Source organism: Rhizobium terrae, from assembly GCF_003425685.1.
Classification (GTDB): domain Bacteria; phylum Pseudomonadota; class Alphaproteobacteria; order Rhizobiales; family Rhizobiaceae; genus Neorhizobium; species Neorhizobium terrae.
Genome location: NZ_QJKM01000004.1, coordinates 422,134 through 442,363, shown reverse-complemented (window position 1 = coordinate 442,363; position 20,230 = coordinate 422,134). Strand labels below are relative to the sequence as shown.

Genomic DNA, 20,230 nt, shown 5'->3' with positions numbered 1-20,230 from the left:
ACGATGCTTCTGATCCATTGTCCCTATTGCGAGGAAGATCGCTCGGAACTGGAATTCCGCTGGGCCGGCGAGGCGCATATCGCCCGGCCGGAAAACATCGCGGCGATCTCCGACGAGGAATTCGCGGAATATTTCTTCCTGCGCAACAACGAGAAGGGCCTCACCTACGAGCGCTGGCGGCATATCCACGGCTGCGGCCGGTTCTTCAACGCGGCGCGTGACACGGTGAGCGACAAGTTCCTGGCGACCTACAAGGCGGGAATGCCGAAACAGCCGGTGCCGCAGACGGGGGCCAGCGAGAAGACCGTCGAGACCTATGAGGCGACGGAAGGAGACGCCCGATGAGCGGTTCCTCGATCAATCTCGGCGCCTTCCGCATCAAGGGCGCAGGGCGGCTGACACCGGCCCGCACGGCCCGCTTCACCTTCGACGGCAAGAGCTATACGGCGATGGAAGGCGACAGCGTCGCCTCGGCGCTGCTGGCGCATGGCGTGCATCTGCTCGGCCGCTCGTTCAAATACCACCGGCCGCGCGGCATCCTTTCCGCCGGCCCGGAAGAGCCGAACGCGCTGATCGACGTGTCGCGCGATGCGGCCCGCCGCCAGCCGAACGTGCGGGCGACCGTGCAGGAAGTGTTCGACGGCGCAAAGATCGCCTCGCAGAACCGCTGGCCGTCGCTGAAATACGATGTCGGTGCGTTCAACGATCTTCTGTCGCCCTTCTTCGCGGCCGGCTTCTACTACAAGACCTTCATGTGGCCGAAGGCCGCGTGGCACAAGCTCTACGAACCCTTCATCCGCCGCGCCGCCGGCCTTGGCGTGGCGCCGACGGAGGAGGACCCGGACCATTATGCCAGCCGCTATGCCCATTGCGACGTGCTGATCGCCGGGGCCGGTGTCGCGGGCCTGACGGCGGCTCTTTCCGCCGCCTCGACCGGCGCCAGCGTTTTTCTCGTGGACGAGCAGCCGGAAGTCGGCGGCGCGCTGCATGCGGACAGCGCCACCACGATCGACGGGCAGAACGGTTACGACTGGGCACAAGGCGTGGCGGCGAAGCTCAAGGCCATGCCAAACGTGACCGTACTGACGCGGACAACGGTGTTCGGCTATTACAATCACGGGTTCCTCGGCCTCGTCGAGCGGGTGACGGATCACATCGCCCGTCCGGGGCGCGACATGCCCCGCGAGCGCCTGTGGCAGGTGCGGGCGAAGAAGGTCATCCTGGCGACCGGTGCCATCGAGCGGCACATGGTGTTCGCCAACAACGACCGGCCGGGCATCATGCTGGCATCGGCGGCGCGCACCTTCCTCAACCATCACGGCGTCGCGGTGGGCAAACGGGTGGGGGTCTACACGGCGCATGATTCGGCCTATGAGGCGGCCTTCGACCTGAAGCGGGCAGGGGTCTCGATCGCCGCGATCGTCGATTGCCGCAAGGAGCCGGGCGAGGCGCTGCTGGCCGAAGCAAGGGCGCTCGGCATTTCCGTGCTGGCCGGGCATTCGGTGACCGATACCAATGGGCGGCTGCGCATTTCCTCGATGACGGTGGTGATGAACGGCGGCTTCAACGTCCGCAAGATCCCGGTCGATGCGCTGATCGTCTCCGCCGGCTGGACGCCTTCGGTCCATCTCTTCTCGCAGTCGCGCGGCAAGCTGCGCTTCGATGAACAGAACCAGCGTTTCCTGCCGGATATCTACGCGCAGGACTGCGTCTCGGTCGGTGCCTGCAACGGCACCGACGATCTGGCCGAACTGATCGACGAGGCGATCACCGCCGGTGGCGGTTCGATCGCGGTTTCCGGCGAGAACCGGTTCGAGTGGACGGGCGGCATGATCGGTGCGGCCGAGGGAGCCGGGCCGGACAAGGTCGTCAAGGCCTTCGTCGATTTCCAGCACGACGTGACCGCCAAGGACATCCGCCTTGCGGTGCGGGAAGGCATGCATTCTATCGAGCACATCAAGCGTTTCACGACCAACGGCATGGCCTCCGACCAGGGCAAGCTTTCCAACATGCATGGCCTGGCGATCGCGGCCGAAGTGCTGAACCGGCCGATCCCGCAGGTGGGGCTGACGACATTTCGCGCTCCCTATACGCCGGTGACCTACGGCACGCTGGTCGGCCATTCGCGCGGGCCACTGTTCGACCCGGCGCGCAAGACGCCGATGCATGACCTCGAGTTGGCAGAAGGCGCCGAATTCGAGGATGTCGGCAACTGGAAACGCGCCTGGTATTACCCGAAGCGCGGCGAGGACATGGCAGCCGCCGTCAACCGCGAATGCCGGACGGTGCGCGAGGTGGCGGGCGTCTTCAACGGTTCGACGCTCGGCAAGATCGAGGTCGTGGGCCCGGATGCGGCGAAGTTCCTCAACCTCCTCTACACGAACGCCTGGGATACGCTGAAGCCGGGAAAAAGCCGCTACGGCATCATGACCCGCGAGGACGGCTTCGTGTACGACGACGGCGTCGTCGGACGGCTCGCCGAAAACCGTTTCCATGTGACGACCACGACCGGCGGCGCGCCGCGCGTGCTGCACCACATGGAGGACTATCTCCAGACGGAATTCCCGGATCTGAAGGTGTGGCTCACCTCGACGACCGAACAGTGGGCGGTGATCGTGGTGCAGGGCCCGAAAGCGCGCGAGATCATCCGGCCCTTCGTCGAGGGCGTCGATCTTTCCAACGAGGCCTTTCCGCATATGAGTGTCGCGGATTGCGCGGTGATGGGCGTGCCGTCCAGGCTCTTCCGCGTCTCCTTCACCGGCGAACTCGGCTACGAAGTCAACGTGCCGGCGGATTACGGTCCGGCGGTCTGGAAAGCGATCTGGGAGCGGGCGAAAGACATGGGCGGCTGCCTCTACGGCACCGAGACCATGCATGTGCTGCGCGCCGAAAAGGGCTATATCATCGTCGGCCAGGACACGGACGGCACGGTGACGCCGGACGATGCCGGGCTCGGCTGGGCGGTGTCTTCCAAGAAACCGGACTTCGTCGGCATTCGCGGCCTCAAGCGGCCGGATCTTGTGCGCGAAGGGCGCAAGCAACTGGTCGGGCTCGTTACCAGGAACCCGAATGTGGTGCTGGAGGAGGGCGGCCAGATCGTCTCCGATCCGAACCAGCCGAAGCCGATGAAGATGCTCGGCCACGTGACATCCGCTTACTGGTCGGAGAATTGCGGCCGGTCGATCGCGCTGGCGCTCGTTGCCGGCGGGCGATCGCGGATCGGCGAGACGCTCTACGTGCCGCTGAAGGACAGGACGATCGAAGTGGAAGTGACCGACATGGTGTTCTTCGACAAGGAAGGAGGCCGCATCCATGGTTGAGATGGCAACCCGAACTCTGCCGCTCTCCGGCTTCCATGGCGGGTCATCCGCAGTACGCATCGAGGCCGCGCCGCCGGCCGGGCGCATCTCGTTGCGCGCCCGGGCGGAGGATGTCGCGGCGCTTTCCGGCGCGCTCGGCCTCGATCTGCCGGTGAAGCCGAAGACATCCGTCTCCGGCAGCGGCCGCACGGCGCTCTGGCTCGGGCCGGATGAGTGGCTGGTGGTCGGCGACCTGAATGGCGGACTGATGCAGGCGGCGGCAAATGCCGGCGTGCTGCATTCGGCGACCGACGTCTCCCATCGCAATACGGCGATCCTCGTCTCCGGGCCGGGTGCTGCGGCGGCGATCAATGCGGGTTGCCCGCAGGACCTGTCGCTGAAGGCCTTCCCGGTCGGCGCTTGCGCGCGGACGATTTTCGGCAAGGTGGAAATCGTACTGCTGCGGACGGCGGAAGAAGCCTTCCGGGTGGAGGTCTGGCGCTCCTTTTCCGATTATGCCTTCGGCCTTCTGGCGGAAGGCGCGCGGGATGCGGCTTTCTCTCTTTGACGCAACTCCGGACGCAAAGCCTCCGCGCGCTTTCGCTGGAATTGCTCTCAGACGTTCGCCTGGCTTGACTTGGCCGGCAGAAGCCGCACTCTCCCCAAACAAACGGGAGGGTTTGATGATCGGATATCAACTGATGGCGCTTGCTGTCGTCGCGGCGGTGATCGGCGGAGCGGTCGCGGCAAAGCTTGCGAAGATCGAGGTATGGAAAGGCGCGCTGTTGGGCGGTTGCGCGGCCGCGGCCGCGGTGCTTGTGTCATTTGCACCCGGAATCGACCGCAGCCTGAGCATGCCGATGGCAGGGCTCATCACGGCGGGGATCGTCGGTTCGACGCTCGGGCTGACCCCCGCACTCACCGCCAACATCGCGATCGGCGCGGCGCTGCCGCCGCTTCTCGGTTTCATGCTGATGGAAATGGGCGGCTAGAGCATTTCCGGCGAAAACGGAGTCGCTTCCAATGCTCTATCTCTTTGTTTTCACGCAATTCCGGACGCAAAACCGGTTCCCACTTTTGCTGAAATTGCTCTAGGCGCGGCGGATCATTCGCCGAGCTGGCGGTGCTTGTGCTTGCGGTCGAGATCCCATTCGTGCAGGCGTACGGCGATGTAGCCGATCAGGACGATGATCGCCGGCATTCCGACAGAATAGAAAAGCCAGATATCCATCAGGCTAATCTCCTTAAAACTCGTCTTGCGAGATAATGTAATAGCACCGCCCCGGAAAGCCAACATGCGAAGTAGAGAATTGCTCTGTCGCCAGAGATCGCATTGAACCCGGGAACGTTGTAAACATATCCTGCAAGCGGTGTAACGACACCAACCGTGACGCATGCCGTGGATGCTCGATCCAGTGCATTCGCCAAAAGCTTCGTCTGCTCGATCTCGGCCGGGTCGAGATCGCTCATCCCTGCCACCCCTTCCACTTCACCCAGCGGCCGTGGGGGTCAATGCGGGCGAGTTCCCGGGTCTCGCCGGTCGGCCAGATCTGCAGGCTGAGGGCCGCGCTCTCCGGATCGTCGTCCATTTCCATCTGCAGGCGGGCCAGCGGGGCGTCTTCCGTCGCCCGGCTGCCGGCTTCGGCGATGATCGTCTCGCCCAGGGCGCGGGCTTCCGGCGGCAAGTATTGCCAGGCGATCGAATGGTAGACGACATGCACCGTGCCGGGCTGAAGGACCTTCAGCCGCCTGTCGCGCAGCCAGGCGAGCGCATCGCCCTTTTCCACGAACGCCGTGTGCCGGCCGGCGATCTCCAAGGCCGCGCGGGTGCGCGCCACTCTGTCCGCCTGATCGGCCCAGAGATAGGAAAGAAGACGCGATCTGTCTTCCGGCGAATGCGGGTCCAGCGGATTAAGGTCGCAGCCGGCGCGATCCTGCACCGTGATTTCGGCGCGCGGCGGCGGCAGGCCCTGCCAGTCGGGCTTGAGTTGTACGGGAGAGGAGGGATCGCCCCAGAGGAACCCGCCGAGATCGTAGCGATAGCGGTCCCAGTTGAGGTTGAGGCCCATGCTGGCGCCGAATTCGGAGAGGATCAGCGGCTTACCGATGAGGTCGGCGACGGTGAGGAAGCCCGCGAGCAGGCCGCTCGAACGGCGCACCTCGTTGGTCTGGGGCGCGAAGTTCAGTCGTTCGAGGATGAAGGCCTCGTGGGCTTCGAAAGCGCTGCGGATCGCCGTCCACAGCGTGTCATCGTCAACCGCGTTCGGCGGATAGGCCGCTTTCAGGCGATCGTCCTTGCCGTCGATGACCAGCGCGTGCAGCGCTCCGGCCAGGCGGGTGGGCACGAGGTCGCCGCGCGTGCCGGGATCCCCTTCCCAGGACAGGACGCGCCTGCCGACGGCAGTCGAGCGGTCGAGATGGGCCAGCATCAGCCTGCCGAGGCGGGACGTGAAGGGCGAACCCAAGGTCTGGCCGGCAACGACCTGTTCCCGGAACGCCTGCCGGATTTCGTCTTCGGAGGCCATGGCGTCATACGCCCTCCGGGCGGTCCTTGGGGTCGAACTGGACGATGGTGACCCAGGTGGCGGTCATCGCCGGTTTCCTCTCGTTCTCGATCTCGACCGACACGTCGTAGGTGGTCATCATCATGCCCGCGCCGCGGAAACGCGCATCGGCCAGCGTGAAATGCCCGCGGATGCGGGTGCCGTTCTTCACCGGCGACATGAAGCGGATACGGTCGAAGCCGTAATTGATGCCCATGATCTGCTCGCGGACTTTCGGCACGCAGTCGAAGTTCATGGCGGAAAGCAGCGAGAGCGTCAGGAAGCCGTGCGCGATCGTACCGCCGAACGGGCTTTCGGCCTTGGCGCGCTGCTCGTCGACATGGATGAACTGATGGTCGTGCGTCGCATCCGCGAACATGTTGATCATCGGCTGATCCACCATGATCCAGTCTGAAACGCCCACTTCCGTTCCAACCAGACCCGGCATATCGGCGAGCGAAATTTCACGCATGCGACCTCACTATCTTTCCTCTGGAGGATTTGACGCCGTTCCGGCCGGAAAACGGCTTCGCGCTTTTCCTGGAACTGCTTCGGACCGGCGGGACTTTATCCGTTTTGCAAGGGTTGGCGAGTGGTTTTTCGCAGTGCATCATTCCTCGATGCAGAAACGGACGGAACGGGCAGGCAGAACCTGGTTCCAGAGTTCCCGGGAGGCGAAATGCCGCCAACCCCAGCCGGGAAGCGCGAAGCTCACCTGTTCGCGGCTGCGGTTGAAGAGCACGGCAATGCGGGTTTCCTTGTCCGTCTGGCGGTCGAGCGTCGTCAGCACCATGCCGAAGACGGGATTGTCGGGATTTTCCCAATCTCCGACTGCCATCGGCTTGCCTGCGGCGTTCAGCCATTCCACATCGCCCCTGCCGGTGAAGAAGGCGGTCTCCGAAAACACCGCAAACCGCTTGCGGATCGCCGCGAGCGTGGCCGTATGTTCGATGAGCGCCTTGTCGATCCTGCTCCAGTCGAACCAGGTGATGGCATTGTCCTGGCAATAGGCGTTGTTGTTGCCCTGCTGCGAGCGGCCGGCCTCGTCGCCCATGGTCAGCATGATCGTGCCGCGGCTGGCGAAGAGGGTGGCGAGTAGTGCGGCGACATCCCGGCGGCGGTCCTCGATGATCGCGGTGTCGTCCGTCTCGCCTTCGACGCCGTTGTTCCAGGAAAAGTTCTCGCCGTGGCCGTCGCGGTTCTGTTCGCCGTTCGCCTCGTTGTGCTTCACCTCGTTGGAGACGAGGTCCATCAGCGTGAAGCCGTCATGGGCGGCGAGGAAATTGACGGAACGGCTCCGGCCGGACGTCTCGAAGACATCGGAGGAGCCGGCGAGCCGGGTGGCAAGCATCCCGGTCGTCCAGGGGTCGCCGCGCCAGTAGCGGCGCATGTCGTCGCGGGCGCGATCGTTCCATTCCAGAAAGGGGTCAGGGAAGTTGCCGAGCTGGTAGCCGCCGCGGCCGACGTCCCAGGGTTCGGCGATCATGATCCGGTCCTTCAGCGCCTCGTCGGAGAGCATTGCCCTTAGCGTCTCTCCCCTGGCGTCGAAGCCGTCGGCGGTGCGGCCGATGACCGGCGCAAGGTCGAAGCGGAAGCCGTCGACGCCCGCATGCACGACGAAGTGCCTGAGCGTGTCGACGATCAGCCGGCGGACCGCGGGATGGTCGCAGGCGACCGTGTTGCCGGTGCCGGTGTCGTTGACGAGATGGCCGGGCGCGCCGGGGAGGTGGCGATAATAGGCGCGGTTGTCGAGGCCGCGCATGGAAAGCGTCGCGCCGTGGCGGTCGCTCTCGCCGGTATGATTGAAGACGAGGTCGAGGATGACCCCGATGCCGGCCTGATGCAGCGTCGCGACGGTTTCGCGCAGTTCCCTGACGCCCCCCGGGCAGAGACGCGGATCAAGGGCCATCATGGCAATGGGATTGTAACCCCAGCCGTTGGTGAGGCCGAGCGGCGGGAGATGCCGTTCGTCGATCCAGGCGGTGATCGGCATCAGCTCGACCGCATCGACGCCGAGTTTCTTGAGATGCGCGATGATCGAGGGGTGGCCAAGCGCTGCTACCGTGCCGCGCTGTTTCTCCGGGATGGCCGGGTGCAGGATGGTGAAGGGCTTGACCGCGATCTCGTAAACGAAGCCGCCGGGCGGCAGGCGCGGTTTGCCGATCTTGGCGAGCGGGTCGCGGGTGACGACCGCCTTCGGCACGAGGTCGGCGGTATCGACGCCGAACAGGGAGAGTTTCGCATCGTGCCGGAAGGGGCGGTCGAGCTCGCGCGCATAGGGATCGACGAGCAGTTTCGACGGGTCGAACCAGGAGCCGTTATCCGGGTCGTAGGCGCCCCAGGCGCGATAACCGTAACGCTGGCCGAGACCGATTGCGGGGACTGAGATGCGATGGATATCGTCGCGTCCGCGAACGAGGCGGTGGCGGGCGGTTTCCCGCTTTCCTTCGCCATCGAAGAGGCAGAGTTCGATCCGCTCGGCATTGCGCGACCAGACGGCAAAGTCCGCGCCGTCGGTGGTGAGGGTTACGCCGAGTCTGGGATCGAAGGGTTTTGCCATCGTGAAATTCTTCACCCCGATCTGTGCCGCCAGATTTTTGGTTTCAAATGACGGGAATCATTCCGGTAAGACTTCCATGCCATGCTCTCCCCCAAAAGATTGCTCGCGAAGAGGAAGCGGCATGACGGACGGCCAGAAAATTGTCCTGCATCTTTTCGTTTTCCTATGCGCAGTCGCCGCCGTCGTTTCCCAGCACCTGTTGTTTGGCAGATTCAACATGGGAAGCCGTGCCGGCAGCATCGGTTTGATGGCAATCATCTTGGCGTTCGTGGCCGGCGCACTGGCATCCTCATTATATCGCAGTCTCACGTAATCACCGTCGGCGCGTCCCTGCCGGTGCGCTTCTTCAGTTCCGAGATTTCGCCGGCGACCGCGATCAGGTCGGCCAATGCCTCCTGCGTGTCGATGCCATGCTTGGCGGCATCCGGTTCGTAGCGCTCGACATAGACGCGGATCGTGGCGCCCGAGGTGCCGGTGCCGGAGAGGCGGAAGACGACGCGGGACCCGCCTTCAAAGAGGACGCGGACACCCTGGTTCTTGGACACGGAGCCGTCGACCGGGTCAAGATAGGCGAAGTCGTCGGCGGCCGCGACCTTCAATGCGCCAAAGCTCCGGCCGGGCAGGGAGGGGAGCTTTTCGCGCAGCGCGGTGACGAGGCCATTGGCGGCTTCGGTTTCGACTTCCTCGTAGTCGTGGCGGGAATAATAGTTGCGGCCGTATTCGGCCCAGTGTTTCCTGACGATCTCAGCGACGCTTTCGTTGCGGGCGGCCATGATGTTCAGCCAGAAGAGGATGGCCCAAAGGCCGTCCTTTTCGCGCACATGGTCGGAGCCGGTGCCGAAGCTCTCCTCGCCGCAGACCGTCGCCTTGCCGGCGTCGAGCAGGTTGCCGAAGAACTTCCAGCCGGTCGGCGTCTCGTACATGCCGATCTTCAGCTTTTCCGCAACGCGGTCGGCGGCGGCACTCGTTGGCATGGAGCGGGCGATGCCGGCGATGCCCTTGGCGTAACCGGGCGCCACGATGGCGTTGGCGGCGATGATCGCGAGGCTGTCGGACGGCGTAACGAACATGCCCTTGCCGACGATCATGTTGCGGTCGCCGTCGCCATCGGAGGCGGCGCCGAAATGCGGGCCGTCTTCGCTCATCACGTCGTCATAGAGGTCCTTGGCGTGGACGAGGTTCGGGTCGGGATGATGGCCGCCGAAATCCGGCAGCGGCGTGAAATTGCGGACCGAGCCTTCCGGTGCGCCGAGGCGCTTTTCGAAAATCTCCTTGGCATAGGGGCCTGTAACGGCGCCCATCGAATCGATCGCGATGCGGACGCCGCTCGCCAGCAGCGCCCGGATCGCCGGGAAATCGAAGAGCTGTTCCATCAGTTCGGCATAGTCGGCGACCGGATCGATGACCTCGACCGTCATGCCGGCCACGTCGAAGGAGCCGATCTCGTCGAGGTTGACGTCGGCGACGTCGGCGATCCTGTATTCGTCGATCACCCTGGTGCGGGCGAAGATCGCGTCGGTGATCTTTTCCGGCGCCGGGCCGCCATTGCCGATATTGTACTTGATGCCGAAATCTTCGGTCGGGCCGCCGGGATTGTGGCTGGCGGAGAGCACGATGCCGCCGAAGGCATGGTATTTGCGGATGATGTTGGAGGCGGCGGGCGTCGAAAGAATGCCGCCCCGGCCGACCGTGACCTCGCCGAAGCCCGCGGCGGCGGCCATCTTGATCGCCTTCTGGATGACTTCGCGGTTGTAGTAACGGCCGTCGCCGCCGATCACCAGCGTCTTGCCTTCGAAGTCCTCGAGACTGTCGAAAATCGACTGGATGAAGTTCTCGGCATAGTTCTCCTGGGCGAAGACCGGGACTTTCTTGCGAAGGCCGGACGTGCCCGGCTTCTGATCCTGATAGGGAGCTGTCTTGACGGTCTTGATCATGGTCAGGAACCTTTTTTGGCAATGAGATTCTTATAGAGGCCCGCGTAAAGCCCGGCGCTCTTTTTCCAGGAGACGTCGGATTTCATGCCCTGCTTCTGCAGCGCCGTCCAGACCTTCGGGTCGTGATAGAGGCGAACGGCGCGGTGCAGGGCGCGGCGCAGGTTTTCGGTGGTGACGGGACCGAAGGCGATGCCGGTGGCGGCCCTGGCGGCGAGCGCGGCATGGCTCGCGTCGATGACGGTGTCGTTGAGCCCGCCGGTGCGGGCGACAACCGGCACGCAGCCGTAGCGCAGGCCGTAGAGCTGCGTCAGCCCGCAGGGTTCGAAGCGCGACGGGATGACGATCGCATCGCAGCCCGCCTGCATGAGGTGGGAGAGCGGTTCGTCATAGACGGAAAGGACCGCGACCCGACCCGGATGCCGTGCTGCGGCGGAATGGAAGGCGTTTTCGAGCGCCCTGTCGCCGGAGCCGAGCACGGCCAGCCGGGCGCCCATCTCCACGAGGTCGTCGACGGTGGCGGCGAGCAGGTCCATGCCCTTCTGCCAGGTGAGGCGCGAGATGACGCAGAAGAGGGGGCTGTCGTCCTCCGCCAGCCCGAAACGTCGGGCGACGGTTTGTCGGTTGTCGGCGCGGGTCTTGAGGTTCGCCGCCGTATAATGCGACGTCAGAGCCGGGTCGGCGGCGGGGTCCCAGACATCCGCGTCGATGCCGTTGACGATGCCGTGCAGGTCGGACTGGCGGATCGACAGCAGGCCTTCCAGGCCCATGCCGAATTCCGGCGTGAGGATTTCCTCCGCGTAGGAGGGGGAAACGGTCGAGATCGCCCAGCTCGTCTGCAGGCCTGCCTTCAGGTAACCGACGCCGCCGAAATATTCGACGCCTTCGATGCCGAAGGCATGCGGCGGCAGCTCGAGATAGGGGAAGATGTCGGCGCCGTACTGGCCCTGGAAGGCGATGTTGTGGATGGTGATGAGGGTCGGAACTTCCGGAACGGCAGAATAGCGCATGTAGGCCGGCACCATGGCCGCCTGCCAGTCATGCACATGGACGATATCCGGCCGCCAGTTCCCGAGGGCGCCCTGGGCGATCAGGGCGCCGGCCTTGGAGAGTGCCGCAAAGCGTCGCCAGTTGTCGAAGTGGTCCTTGCCGGTCGCATCCGCATAAGGCCCGCCGGGCCGGTCGAAGAACGTGGGCGAATCGAGGATCAGCAGGTCGAGGCCCCGATGTTCGACCGAAAGCACGTCGGCCCTCGCGCCGAGCAGGTTCTCGAAGCTCAGGACGACCTTGCGGTCCTCGATCACCCGCATCACGGCGGGATAGCCCGGCATCAGCGTCTTCACCGAGACGCCATGGCCCTTCAGGGCCAGGGGCAGAGCACCGGCCACATCGGCAAGTCCGCCGGTCTTGACCAGCGGGTAGACTTCGGACGCGACCGAAAGCACTTCCATTTTGTATTACATGTCCAGTTTGTCGATCATCGACTGGGTGATCAGGCAGATGCCGTTCTCGCTGCGGCGGAAGCGCTTTGCATCAAGTTCCGCATCCTCGCCGACCACCAGGCCTTCGGGGATGGTTACACCGGCATCGATGACGACATTGCGAAGCTGCGCGCGTCTTCCGATACGGACATTCGGGAGGATGACCGCGCCGTCAAGGCGCGAATAGGAGTTGGCGCGCACGCCGGTGAACAGCAGGCTGCGGTGCAGCGAGGACCCGGAAATGATGCAATCGCCGGACACGACCGAGGAGATGGCCGAGCCGCGGCGGTTCTCGTCGTCATGGACGAATTTTGCCGGCGGGGTGATTTCCGCATAGGTCCAGATTGGCCAGGACTTGTCGTAGATGTCGAGGCCGGGGACGACTTCCGTCAGGTCGATATTGGCCTGCCAGTAGGCGTCGATCGTACCCGCGTCGCGCCAGTAGGGTTCGCGCTCGAAATCGGATCGGACGCAGCTGTCGGCGAAGCGGTGGGCGACGGCTTTGCCGTTCTCGACGATATAGGGGATGATGTCCTTGCCGAAATCGCGGCTGGAACCCGCCGTTTCGGCATCCCGCTTCAGGATGTCCATCAGGAACTTGGTGTGGAAGACGTAGATGCCCATCGAGGCCAGCGCGAAATCCGGATTGCCGGGGATGCCGGGCGGGTCGGCGGGCTTTTCGACGAAGGCGATGATCTCGTCCTTCTCGTTGACATGCATGACGCCGAAGCCGGTCGCTTCCATGCGCGGCACTTCCAGGCAGCCGACCGTCACCTGGGCGCCGCTGTCCACATGCTGCTGCAGCATGTATTCGTAGTCCATCTTGTAGACGTGGTCGCCGGCGAGGATGACCATGTATTCGGGCGCATAGGCTTCGATGATGTCGATGTTCTGGTAGACGGCGTCGGCCGTGCCTTCATACCACTGCGTCTCCGAAACGCGCTGGGAGGCCGGCAGGATATCGAAGCTCTCGTTGCGTTCGGGGCGGAAGAAGTTCCAGCCGCGCTGCATGTGGCGGATCAGCGAATGCGCCTTGTACTGGGTCGCGACGCCGATGCGGCGGATGCCCGAGTTCAGCGCGTTCGACAGCGCGAAATCGATGATGCGCGCCTTGCCGCCGAAATAGACGGCCGGCTTGGCGCGCCGGTCGGTCAGTTCCTTGAGGCGGCTTCCCCGGCCGCCCGCAAGCACGTAAGCCATTGCATCGCGTGACAGGGGCTGGATTCTTTTCTCGATCATTCTTCCCTCCCAAATTCCCTAGGCCTGTTGTTCCAGTTCGAGCATGATCGTCGCGAGCGGCGGCAGGGTGACTTCGGCGGTGACGGTTCCTCCCGCGTTCACAGCCTGAACGCGCCCGCCATTGCCCTTGCCGCTGCCGCCGTAGATCTCCGCGTCGGTATTCAGGATTTCCCGCCATCTGCCCTCGTTTGGCAAGGGAACGCGGTAATTTTCCCGGTAGACGGGCGTAAAATTGCTGATGACCGCCACCGGCTTCTCGCCCGGCGCCATGCGCAGCCACGCGTAGACGGAATTGTCCGCATCGTCGGCGATCAGCCAGCGGAAGCCTTCGCCCTCGCAATCGCGCGCATGCAGCGCGGGCTTGGAGCGGTAACAGAAGTTCAGGTCCCGCACCAGGCGACGCATGCCTTCGTGCGGGTGGTAAGCCAACAGGTTCCAATCGAGCGAGCGGGCTTCGCTCCACTCCGCCCACTGGGCGAATTCCTGGCCCATGAAGAGCAGCTTCTTGCCGGGATAACCCCACATGAAACCGTAATAGGCGCGCAGGTTCGCAAACTTCTGCCAGTCGTCGCCGGCCATCTTGGCGATCAGCGAGCCCTTGCCGTGCACCACTTCGTCGTGGGAGAGCGGCAGGACGAAGTTTTCCGAATAGGCGTAGAGCAGGCCGAAGGTGAGCTCGTTGTGGTGATGCTTGCGGTGGATCGGCTCGCGCTTCAGATAGCTCAGCGTGTCGTGCATGAAGCCCATGTTCCACTTGAAGCCGAAACCGAGGCCGCCCTCGTGGACGGGATGCGAGACCTTGGGCCAGGAGGTACTCTCCTCGGCGATGGTCATCACGCCCGGATGGGCGCCATAGGAGAGCGAGTTCATCTTCTGGAGGAAACGCACCGCTTCCAGATTCTCGCGCCCCCCATATTCGTTCGGCACCCATTCGCCTTCCTTCCTCGAATAATCGAGGTAGAGCATGGAGGCGACGGCATCGACGCGGAGCCCGTCCAAGTGGAATTTCTCCGCCCAGTAGAGCGCGTTGTTGACGAGGTAGGAAAGGACTTCGTTGCGGCCGAAATTGTAGATCGCCGTGTTCCAGTCCGGATGGAACCCCTGGCGCGGATCGGCGTGTTCGTAAAGCGCAGTGCCGTCGAAGAAGCGCAGGCCGTGGGCATCGGTCGGGAAATGCGCCGGCACCCAGTCGAGGATGACGCCGATGCCGACCTTGTGGCAGCCGTTGACGAAACGGGCGAAACCCTCCGGTTCGCCGAAGCGGGCCGTCGGCGCGAAGAGGCCGGTCGTCTGATAACCCCAGGACGGGTCGAACGGATGTTCGGTAACGGGCAGGAATTCGATATGGGTGAAGCCCATGTCGGTGCAATAGGGGATGAGCTCGGAGGCGAGTTCGTCCCAGGAAAGGAAGGAGCCGTCCGGCTTGCGGCGCCAGGAACCGGCATGCACCTCGTAGATGGTGATCGGCTGGCGGCGATGGTCGGCCTTTTCCCAGAATTCCCGGTGGGCGTCGTCCTCCCATTTCTGCGAGAGTTCGGGAGCCGTGACCGAGGCGGTGTCGGGGCGCAGTTCGGCGCGGCGGGCGTAAGGATCGGCCTTCAGCGGCAGGAGCCTGCCGTTCTTGCCGACGATCTCGAACTTGTAGTTGGAGCCGGCCCGGACGTCGGGGGCGAAGATTTCCCAGATGCCGGTATCGACGCGCAGGCGCATGACATGCCGGCGGCCGTCCCAGCCGTTGAATTCGCCGACGACCGAGACGCGTTTGGCGTTCGGCGCCCAGACGGCGAAGTGAAACCCCTCGACGCCTTCATGTTTCATCGGATGGGCGCCCATCTTGTCGAAGAGCCGCAGGTGCGAGCCTTCGCGCACGAAATAGTCGTCCATCGGGCCGAGCACGGGGCCGAAGGAATAGGGATCGGTGACGGCCCATTCGTCGTCGCCGCGGCGGGCGCGGTAACGGACGGGCTGGAGATGGGAGGCGTTGACGAGGCCTTCGAAATAACCGGCCTCGTGGCGGCGGGTCAATTCCCCGAGCTCGGTGCCGTTCAGCGCGAGAGCGGTGACCGCTTCCGCGCCGGGCACGAAGCAACGGACCCGAAACGCGTCCCCGAGCTTGTGCAGCCCGAGGACGGCGAAGGGGTTGGTATGCCTGCCTTCCAAAATCGCCTCGATCTCGGATAACGGAATTTCGCCCGGGGCTCTTCCGTCATCGAGGACGCGCGGCGATTTTTTCATCAGGCTCTCCAGATTTCCGACGCGTACTGGCGAATAGTTCTATCGGAGGAGAACCATCCCATGCGGGCGGTGTTGCGTATGGTCTTGGAGTACCAGGATTTAGGGTCGGACCAGATTTGGTCAACGTTGCGCTGGGCTTCCGCATAGGCGTCGAAATCGGCGGCGACCATGAACCAGTCGTGATTGTAGATGCCGTCGATCAGGCCGGTGAAGCGGGAACGGTCGTCGGGCGAGAAGACGCCGGTGGCGATGGCGTTCAGCGCCTGGGCCAGTTCGCGCGAACTCTCGATGATGGCGCGGGGCTGGTGGCCTTCGTCGCGGACCTTCTGGACCTCGTCGGCGGTCATGCCGAAGATGACGATGTTGTCCTCGCCGACGTGATCGCGCATCTCGACATTGGCGCCGTCGAGCGTGCCGATGGTCAGCGCGCCGTTCAACGCGAACTTCATGTTGCCGGTACCCGACGCTTCCATGCCGGCGGTCGAGATCTGTTCGGAAAGGTCGGCGGCCGGAACCATGATCTCGGCGAGCGAGACGTTGTAATTCGGCACGAAGACGACCTTCAGGAGGCCGCGCACAGCCGGGTCGTTGTTGATGGTGCGGGCCACATCGTTGGCAAGCTTGATGATCAGCTTGGCGTTGTGATAGCTCGGCGCTGCCTTGCCGGCGAAAAGCTTCACGCGCGGGACCCAATCCATTTCCGGATGCGAGCGGATCTGGTCGTAGAGCGCCACTGTCTCGACGATGTTGAGCAGCTGGCGCTTGTATTCGTGGATGCGCTTGATCTGGATGTCGAACATCGCCGACGGATCGAGACGGATGCCCATGCGGCTGCCGACGAGATTGGCGAGCTGCACCTTGTTGGCGCGCTTCACCGCGGCGAACTTTTCCTGGAAAGCCTTGTCGTCCGCGTGAGTGTCGAGGTCGCGCAGGGCTTCCGTATCGTCGAGGAACTTGCTGCCGATCGCTTCCTGCACCAGCGAGGTGAGGCCCGGATTGCACTGCATCATCCAGCGGCGCGGCGTGATGCCGTTCGTCTTGTTGTTGATGCGTGTCGGATAAAGGGTGTGAAGATCGGAGAAGACCGTGACCTTCATCAGATCGGTATGGAGCGCCGAGACGCCGTTCACCGAATGTGATCCGACGAAGGCGAGGTTGCCCATCCGCACCCGGCGTTCGCCGCCCTCGTCGATCAGCGAGATCGAGCGGATCTGGCTGTCGGAGAAGCTCTTGTTCTTGCGGGCCTCGATCAGGATCACGGCGTTGATCGCGTAGATGATCTGCATGTGGCGCGGCAGAAGGCGCTCGAACAGCGGCACCGGCCAGCTTTCCAGCGCTTCCGGCAGGAGCGTGTGGTTGGTGTAGGAGAAGGTATGCCGGGTGATATCCCAGGCCTGCTCGAAATCCATGCCGTGGATGTCGGTCAGGAGGCGCATCAGTTCGGCGATCGACACGGCCGGATGGGTGTCGTTCAGCTGGATGGATACCTTTTCATGCAGGTTGGTGAAATCGGGATACTGCTGCAGGTGGCGGCGCAGAATGTCCTGAAGCGAGGCCGACGAGAAGAAGAATTCCTGGCGCAGGCGCAGTTCCTGGCCGGCCGGGTTGGCGTCGGCCGGATAGAGAACGCGGGTCAGCGCCTCCGCCTTGTTGCTGTCGCGCAGCGCGCCGATATGGTCGCCGGCATTGAAGGCGTCGAGCAGGATCGGGTCGATCGGCTGGGCTGACCAGAGGCGCAGCGTGTTGACGCGCTTGCCCCGCCAGCCGACCGCCGGCGTGTCATAGGCCATGGCGATGACACGTTCGGCCGGCTTCCAGACGTAGCGGGGCGCCTCGTCGTAACCGCCGACCGTCTCCACCGTGCCGCCGTAACCGATCTCGTAGGAGCTTTCGCGGCGCTCGAATTCCCAGGGGTTGCCGTGGGCGAGCCAGTTTTCCGGCAGTTCGACCTGCCAGCCATCCGCCATCTGCTGGCGGAAAAGGCCGTGGACATAACGGATGCCGTAGCCATAGGCGGGGATATCGACGGTTGCCATCGATTCCATGAAACAGGCGGCGAGGCGGCCGAGGCCGCCGTTGCCGAGCGCCGCATCCGGCTCCAGGCCGGCGATCACGTCGATGTCGACGCCGAGCGAGGACAGCGCATCGCGGATCTCCGTCATCAGGCCCATATTCGTGACGGCGTCGCGCATCAGGCGACCGATCAGGAATTCGAGCGAGAGGTAATAAACGCGCTTGTCGCCGGTACGGTAGACCTTGCGGGTACTCTCCATCCATTTGTCGATGATTCGGTCGCGCACCACGAGGATGGTTGCGGTCAGCCAGTCATGCGGCTTGGCGACCTTGGCATCCTTGCCTATGCGGTAGGTCAGGCGCTCGATGATCTCCTCCGCCATGATTTCAGGGCGGGAGCTGCGGGGAGCCGGCTGGGGAATTTCGACCTGGGAAGACGTATTGTTCATATGTCGCCAACTTTCTGGGGAGCGGGAGGAAGAGCGTCCGATTCAGTCCATCTGGCATGATGTATAGATACAGTTTATGCACCGTTATGACACTGTTGCAATGATCGATTTATCTTTGCCTCATTACCGGGCGGAGCACAAAGCAAAACGCCCCGCCGGTGAGGGCGGGGCGCTTCTGCGACCTGTCTGCAATCGGTTCAGTTCGTCAGGCGGGTGCCGGTCTTGGCCGCCTTGCGGGCGATTTCGCCGAAGCTCTGGACCAGCTGGGTCATGTTGTTCGGCTCATAGTAGTAGTCGTCCTTGCCGCTCGAGCAGTATTCCAGCAGTTCCTTGCCCTTCTGCGGCGCCATGAAGGCGATCGAGTAGATCTTGATCGGGTTGCCGCCGGCATCCTTGTCGGCTTTCGCCTGGTCGCAGATGCCGCGGACCTTTTCGTCCAGCGTCTTGTTCCAGCTGGCGCTGTTGCCGGTCATCTCGCCGTCGGTCATCAGCACGATGAAGCGTTCGAAGCTGGTGTTCTTCTTCCCGTCATGCGCGGTCTTTTCGGTGGCGTTCGCCTTCTTCAGCGCGTTGAATGCGTTGGCGATCGCGCCGCTGGCATCGGTGCCGCCATCCGGCGGCTCGGGCAGCTTGTTGACATAGGTCTTGACATAGCTCGTTCCCCACTGGATCGACTGTTCCTTCTTGGTCTTGTCGTCGTAGGAATCCGCCCCGACGCGGATGAGTTCGCCTTGCGGGTCCGCCTTGTCGAGCTCACCGAACATGACCGCGGCGGCGGCTTTCAGCGAAGCCATCTTGCTGATGTAGTTGGGAACGGTGCGGTAGCAGATCTCCCACCAGTTGGGGTTGCAGTTATAGGGTTCCTGCTTGGTCGGATTGAGCGGATCCACAGTGCTGGTGTCCCAGGCCATCGAGCCGGACTCGTCGAGCGCCAGATACATGGAAAGAGCGTTGCCTTCGCGGGCGCTCGCAGCCTTGCTCTCGATGGTGACGCGCAGGGTCTTGAAACCCAGCACGGCGCTCAGGCCGTTCATCGGAATGTTATAGCTGCTCGTCATGCGCACGTCGTAGCTTGCGGCCGTGTGCGAGGACGTCGTGGTGGTTGCGGCGAACTGGGTATCCTTCCGGAGTTCCGCTTCCTTTGCGGCTTTGGCCGCTTTCTGCTCGGCGGTTTCATCCGCATCTGCTGCCGTGGACTGCGTAATATATGCGTTCATGGCGAGGGCTTCGGCTTCCTGCGCCGTCATGGTGCCCTTGTCGGCCATGGCAGATGCGGCTGCGAGAGTGGCGGCGTCCGCGAACCCCTGCATCCGGTTCTTTTCGTCCAGCGCATGCGTGACGTCCATCGCCATGCCGGCGACGCCAAGGAGGACCGGCAACATGATGGCGGTCATAATGCCGAAATTGCCGGAGCGGTCCCTCATCAGCCGCGAAAAGTGAGCCTGCATCGTCGTTGCCCTTCAGATCCGTTCAACTCATTTGAACATTCACTGGCGGCATCTCTAGCGCATGCGGGTATAGGAAGGTCTAAGCGAACCGCTGCAATTTTAGCGATTCCCAAGAATATACGGTTCCTTGGCGAGGAATTTACGATTTCAGCGGAATGACGTCGACAGCCTGGACGGCCTTCTGGTTGCCGTATCCCTTGAGCACACCGATGACCGGCGCGATGTCGGCATAATCGCGGCCGTAGGCGACGACGATATGGTCGCTGCCGGCCGGGATGTTGTTGGTCGGGTCGAGTTCCAGGTAACCCATGGTCTCGCCGCACCAGACACGCACCCAGGCATGCATGGCGTCGGCGCCTTCGAGCCGTTCCTTGCCGGGCGGCGGGATGGTGCGCAGGAAGCCCGAGACGTAGCCGGCGGGGATGCCGAGGCTGCGCAATGCGACGATCATGATATGCGCGAAATCCTGGCAGACGCCGCGCTTCAGGCGGAAGGCCTCCTTCGGCGTCGTATCGACGGTGGTGGCCTTCGCATCATAGGTGAAATCCTTGTGGACGCGGGCGCAGAGCGCAAGCGCGATCTCCCGCACGGTCCAGCCGGGCTTCAAGGTTTCCCGCGCATAGGCGGCGATCTGCGGCTCTTCGGGCAGGCGCGGGCTCGGCCCGGTCAGATGGTGCGGCGAGGCGGCATCGACCGACCAGAGGTCGGCGAGTTCGTCCACGAGCGTATCGAGTTCCGGTGAAAGATCGGCCGTCAGCGGCTGGGCCTCCACCAAGACGCGGGCCTGCATGCGGATGTCCAGCCGGTCATGCGGCGCGCGCAGCAGCACGGAGGTGGCCTGCTGGCCGAAGAAATCGATGAAGGTGACCTTCTCGTCGGCATTGGGCGCGACGGTGATCGAACCTGCGATCAGCCGCTGCCGGTCCGGCAGCGAAAGCGGCAGGACACGGATCACATGCCGGGCGCCGGACGCCGGGACATCGTAGACATAACCCATGTGGAGATTGAGATCGTAGAGCATCGCTGCGGGCG

17 protein-coding genes are annotated in these 20,230 nt (G+C 63.6%); 5 read left to right on the top strand and 12 right to left on the bottom strand.

The genetic code is table 11. The features are described 5' to 3' along the window. Positions 1 to 3: 3 nt before the first annotated feature. The 4 genes from DMO26_RS10075 (at position 4) to DMO26_RS10060 (ending at position 4,291) form a co-directional block, all read left to right on the top strand. On the top strand, positions 4 to 345 hold the full coding sequence (locus DMO26_RS10075; RefSeq protein WP_117191908.1) for a sarcosine oxidase subunit delta: 342 nt from the start codon (positions 4 to 6) through the stop codon (positions 343 to 345). After that, entirely contained in the window at positions 342 to 3,320 is a 2,979-nt protein-coding gene (locus tag DMO26_RS10070) for a sarcosine oxidase subunit alpha (RefSeq protein ID WP_117191907.1), read from the top strand. The genes DMO26_RS10075 and DMO26_RS10070 overlap by 4 nt, the downstream gene beginning before the upstream one ends. Continuing rightward, positions 3,313 to 3,867, top strand: coding sequence for a sarcosine oxidase subunit gamma (locus tag DMO26_RS10065; RefSeq protein ID WP_117191906.1), 555 nt, complete (start codon positions 3,313 to 3,315; stop codon positions 3,865 to 3,867). Before DMO26_RS10070 ends, DMO26_RS10065 begins: the two co-directional genes overlap by 8 nt. A gap of 115 nt (positions 3,868 to 3,982) precedes the next feature. Next, positions 3,983 to 4,291, top strand: coding sequence for a hypothetical protein (locus tag DMO26_RS10060; RefSeq protein WP_117191905.1), 309 nt, complete (start codon positions 3,983 to 3,985; stop codon positions 4,289 to 4,291). A 113-nt stretch (positions 4,292 to 4,404) separates the two neighbouring features. On the opposite strand, the gene DMO26_RS34790 is transcribed toward DMO26_RS10060, so the two are convergent. The 5 genes from DMO26_RS34790 to glgX all read right to left on the bottom strand — a co-directional run bounded on the left by DMO26_RS34790 (position 4,405) and on the right by glgX (position 8,402). Continuing rightward, positions 4,405 to 4,530 carry a hypothetical protein gene (locus tag DMO26_RS34790; RefSeq protein ID WP_264319352.1) on the bottom strand — a complete coding sequence of 42 codons (126 nt, stop codon included), beginning with the start codon at positions 4,528 to 4,530 and terminating at the stop codon, positions 4,405 to 4,407. Then, positions 4,530 to 4,769, bottom strand: a complete 240-nt coding sequence (locus tag DMO26_RS10055) for a hypothetical protein (protein ID WP_117191904.1) — start codon at positions 4,767 to 4,769, stop codon at positions 4,530 to 4,532. The genes DMO26_RS34790 and DMO26_RS10055 overlap by 1 nt, the downstream gene beginning before the upstream one ends. Continuing rightward, positions 4,766 to 5,824, bottom strand: coding sequence for a DUF2332 domain-containing protein (locus tag DMO26_RS10050; RefSeq protein WP_117191903.1), 1,059 nt, complete (start codon positions 5,822 to 5,824; stop codon positions 4,766 to 4,768). The genes DMO26_RS10055 and DMO26_RS10050 overlap by 4 nt, the downstream gene beginning before the upstream one ends. Before the next feature lie 4 nt (positions 5,825 to 5,828). Further along, complete coding sequence (locus tag DMO26_RS10045; RefSeq protein ID WP_117191902.1) at positions 5,829 to 6,314, bottom strand: MaoC family dehydratase; 486 nt, start codon at positions 6,312 to 6,314, stop codon at positions 5,829 to 5,831. A 138-nt stretch (positions 6,315 to 6,452) separates the two neighbouring features. Then, the gene (glgX, locus tag DMO26_RS10040) at positions 6,453 to 8,402 is read right to left on the bottom strand and encodes a glycogen debranching protein GlgX (RefSeq protein WP_117191901.1); all 1,950 of its coding nucleotides are present in this window, start codon (positions 8,400 to 8,402) and stop codon (positions 6,453 to 6,455) included. 121 nt (positions 8,403 to 8,523) lie between these two features. Between glgX and DMO26_RS10035 the strand changes: the two genes are divergently transcribed. Next, entirely contained in the window at positions 8,524 to 8,715 is a 192-nt protein-coding gene (locus DMO26_RS10035) for a hypothetical protein (RefSeq protein WP_117191900.1), read from the top strand. Here the strand turns inward: DMO26_RS10035 and DMO26_RS10030 are convergent. From DMO26_RS10030 to DMO26_RS10000, 7 genes are all read right to left on the bottom strand, one after another. Further along, complete coding sequence (locus DMO26_RS10030) at positions 8,708 to 10,336, bottom strand: alpha-D-glucose phosphate-specific phosphoglucomutase (RefSeq protein ID WP_117191899.1); 1,629 nt, start codon at positions 10,334 to 10,336, stop codon at positions 8,708 to 8,710. The two genes, DMO26_RS10035 and DMO26_RS10030, sit on opposite strands and share 8 nt — an antisense overlap. A 2-nt stretch (positions 10,337 to 10,338) precedes the next feature. After that, a complete protein-coding gene (gene glgA, locus DMO26_RS10025; protein WP_117191898.1) occupies positions 10,339 to 11,784 on the bottom strand; it encodes a glycogen synthase GlgA in 1,446 nt (481 codons plus the stop codon). Between the two features lie 6 nt (positions 11,785 to 11,790). Then, positions 11,791 to 13,053: a glucose-1-phosphate adenylyltransferase gene (gene glgC / locus DMO26_RS10020; protein WP_117191897.1), complete on the bottom strand. Its 1,263-nt coding sequence runs from the start codon at positions 13,051 to 13,053 to the stop codon at positions 11,791 to 11,793. A gap of 18 nt (positions 13,054 to 13,071) precedes the next feature. Continuing rightward, complete coding sequence (gene glgB / locus DMO26_RS10015) at positions 13,072 to 15,288, bottom strand: 1,4-alpha-glucan branching protein GlgB (RefSeq protein WP_117191896.1); 2,217 nt, start codon at positions 15,286 to 15,288, stop codon at positions 13,072 to 13,074. Then, positions 15,288 to 17,750 (bottom strand): glycogen/starch/alpha-glucan phosphorylase, encoded by a 2,463-nt coding sequence (locus DMO26_RS10010; protein ID WP_117191895.1) that lies wholly within the window; start codon positions 17,748 to 17,750, stop codon positions 15,288 to 15,290. The genes glgB and DMO26_RS10010 overlap by 1 nt, the downstream gene beginning before the upstream one ends. 197 nt (positions 17,751 to 17,947) lie before the next feature. Beyond that, positions 17,948 to 19,198: a TadE/TadG family type IV pilus assembly protein gene (locus DMO26_RS10005; protein WP_117191894.1), complete on the bottom strand. Its 1,251-nt coding sequence runs from the start codon at positions 19,196 to 19,198 to the stop codon at positions 17,948 to 17,950. Between the two features lie 139 nt (positions 19,199 to 19,337). Next, entirely contained in the window at positions 19,338 to 20,219 is an 882-nt protein-coding gene (locus DMO26_RS10000) for a transglutaminase family protein (RefSeq protein WP_117191893.1), read from the bottom strand. Positions 20,220 to 20,230: the final 11 nt, after the last annotated feature.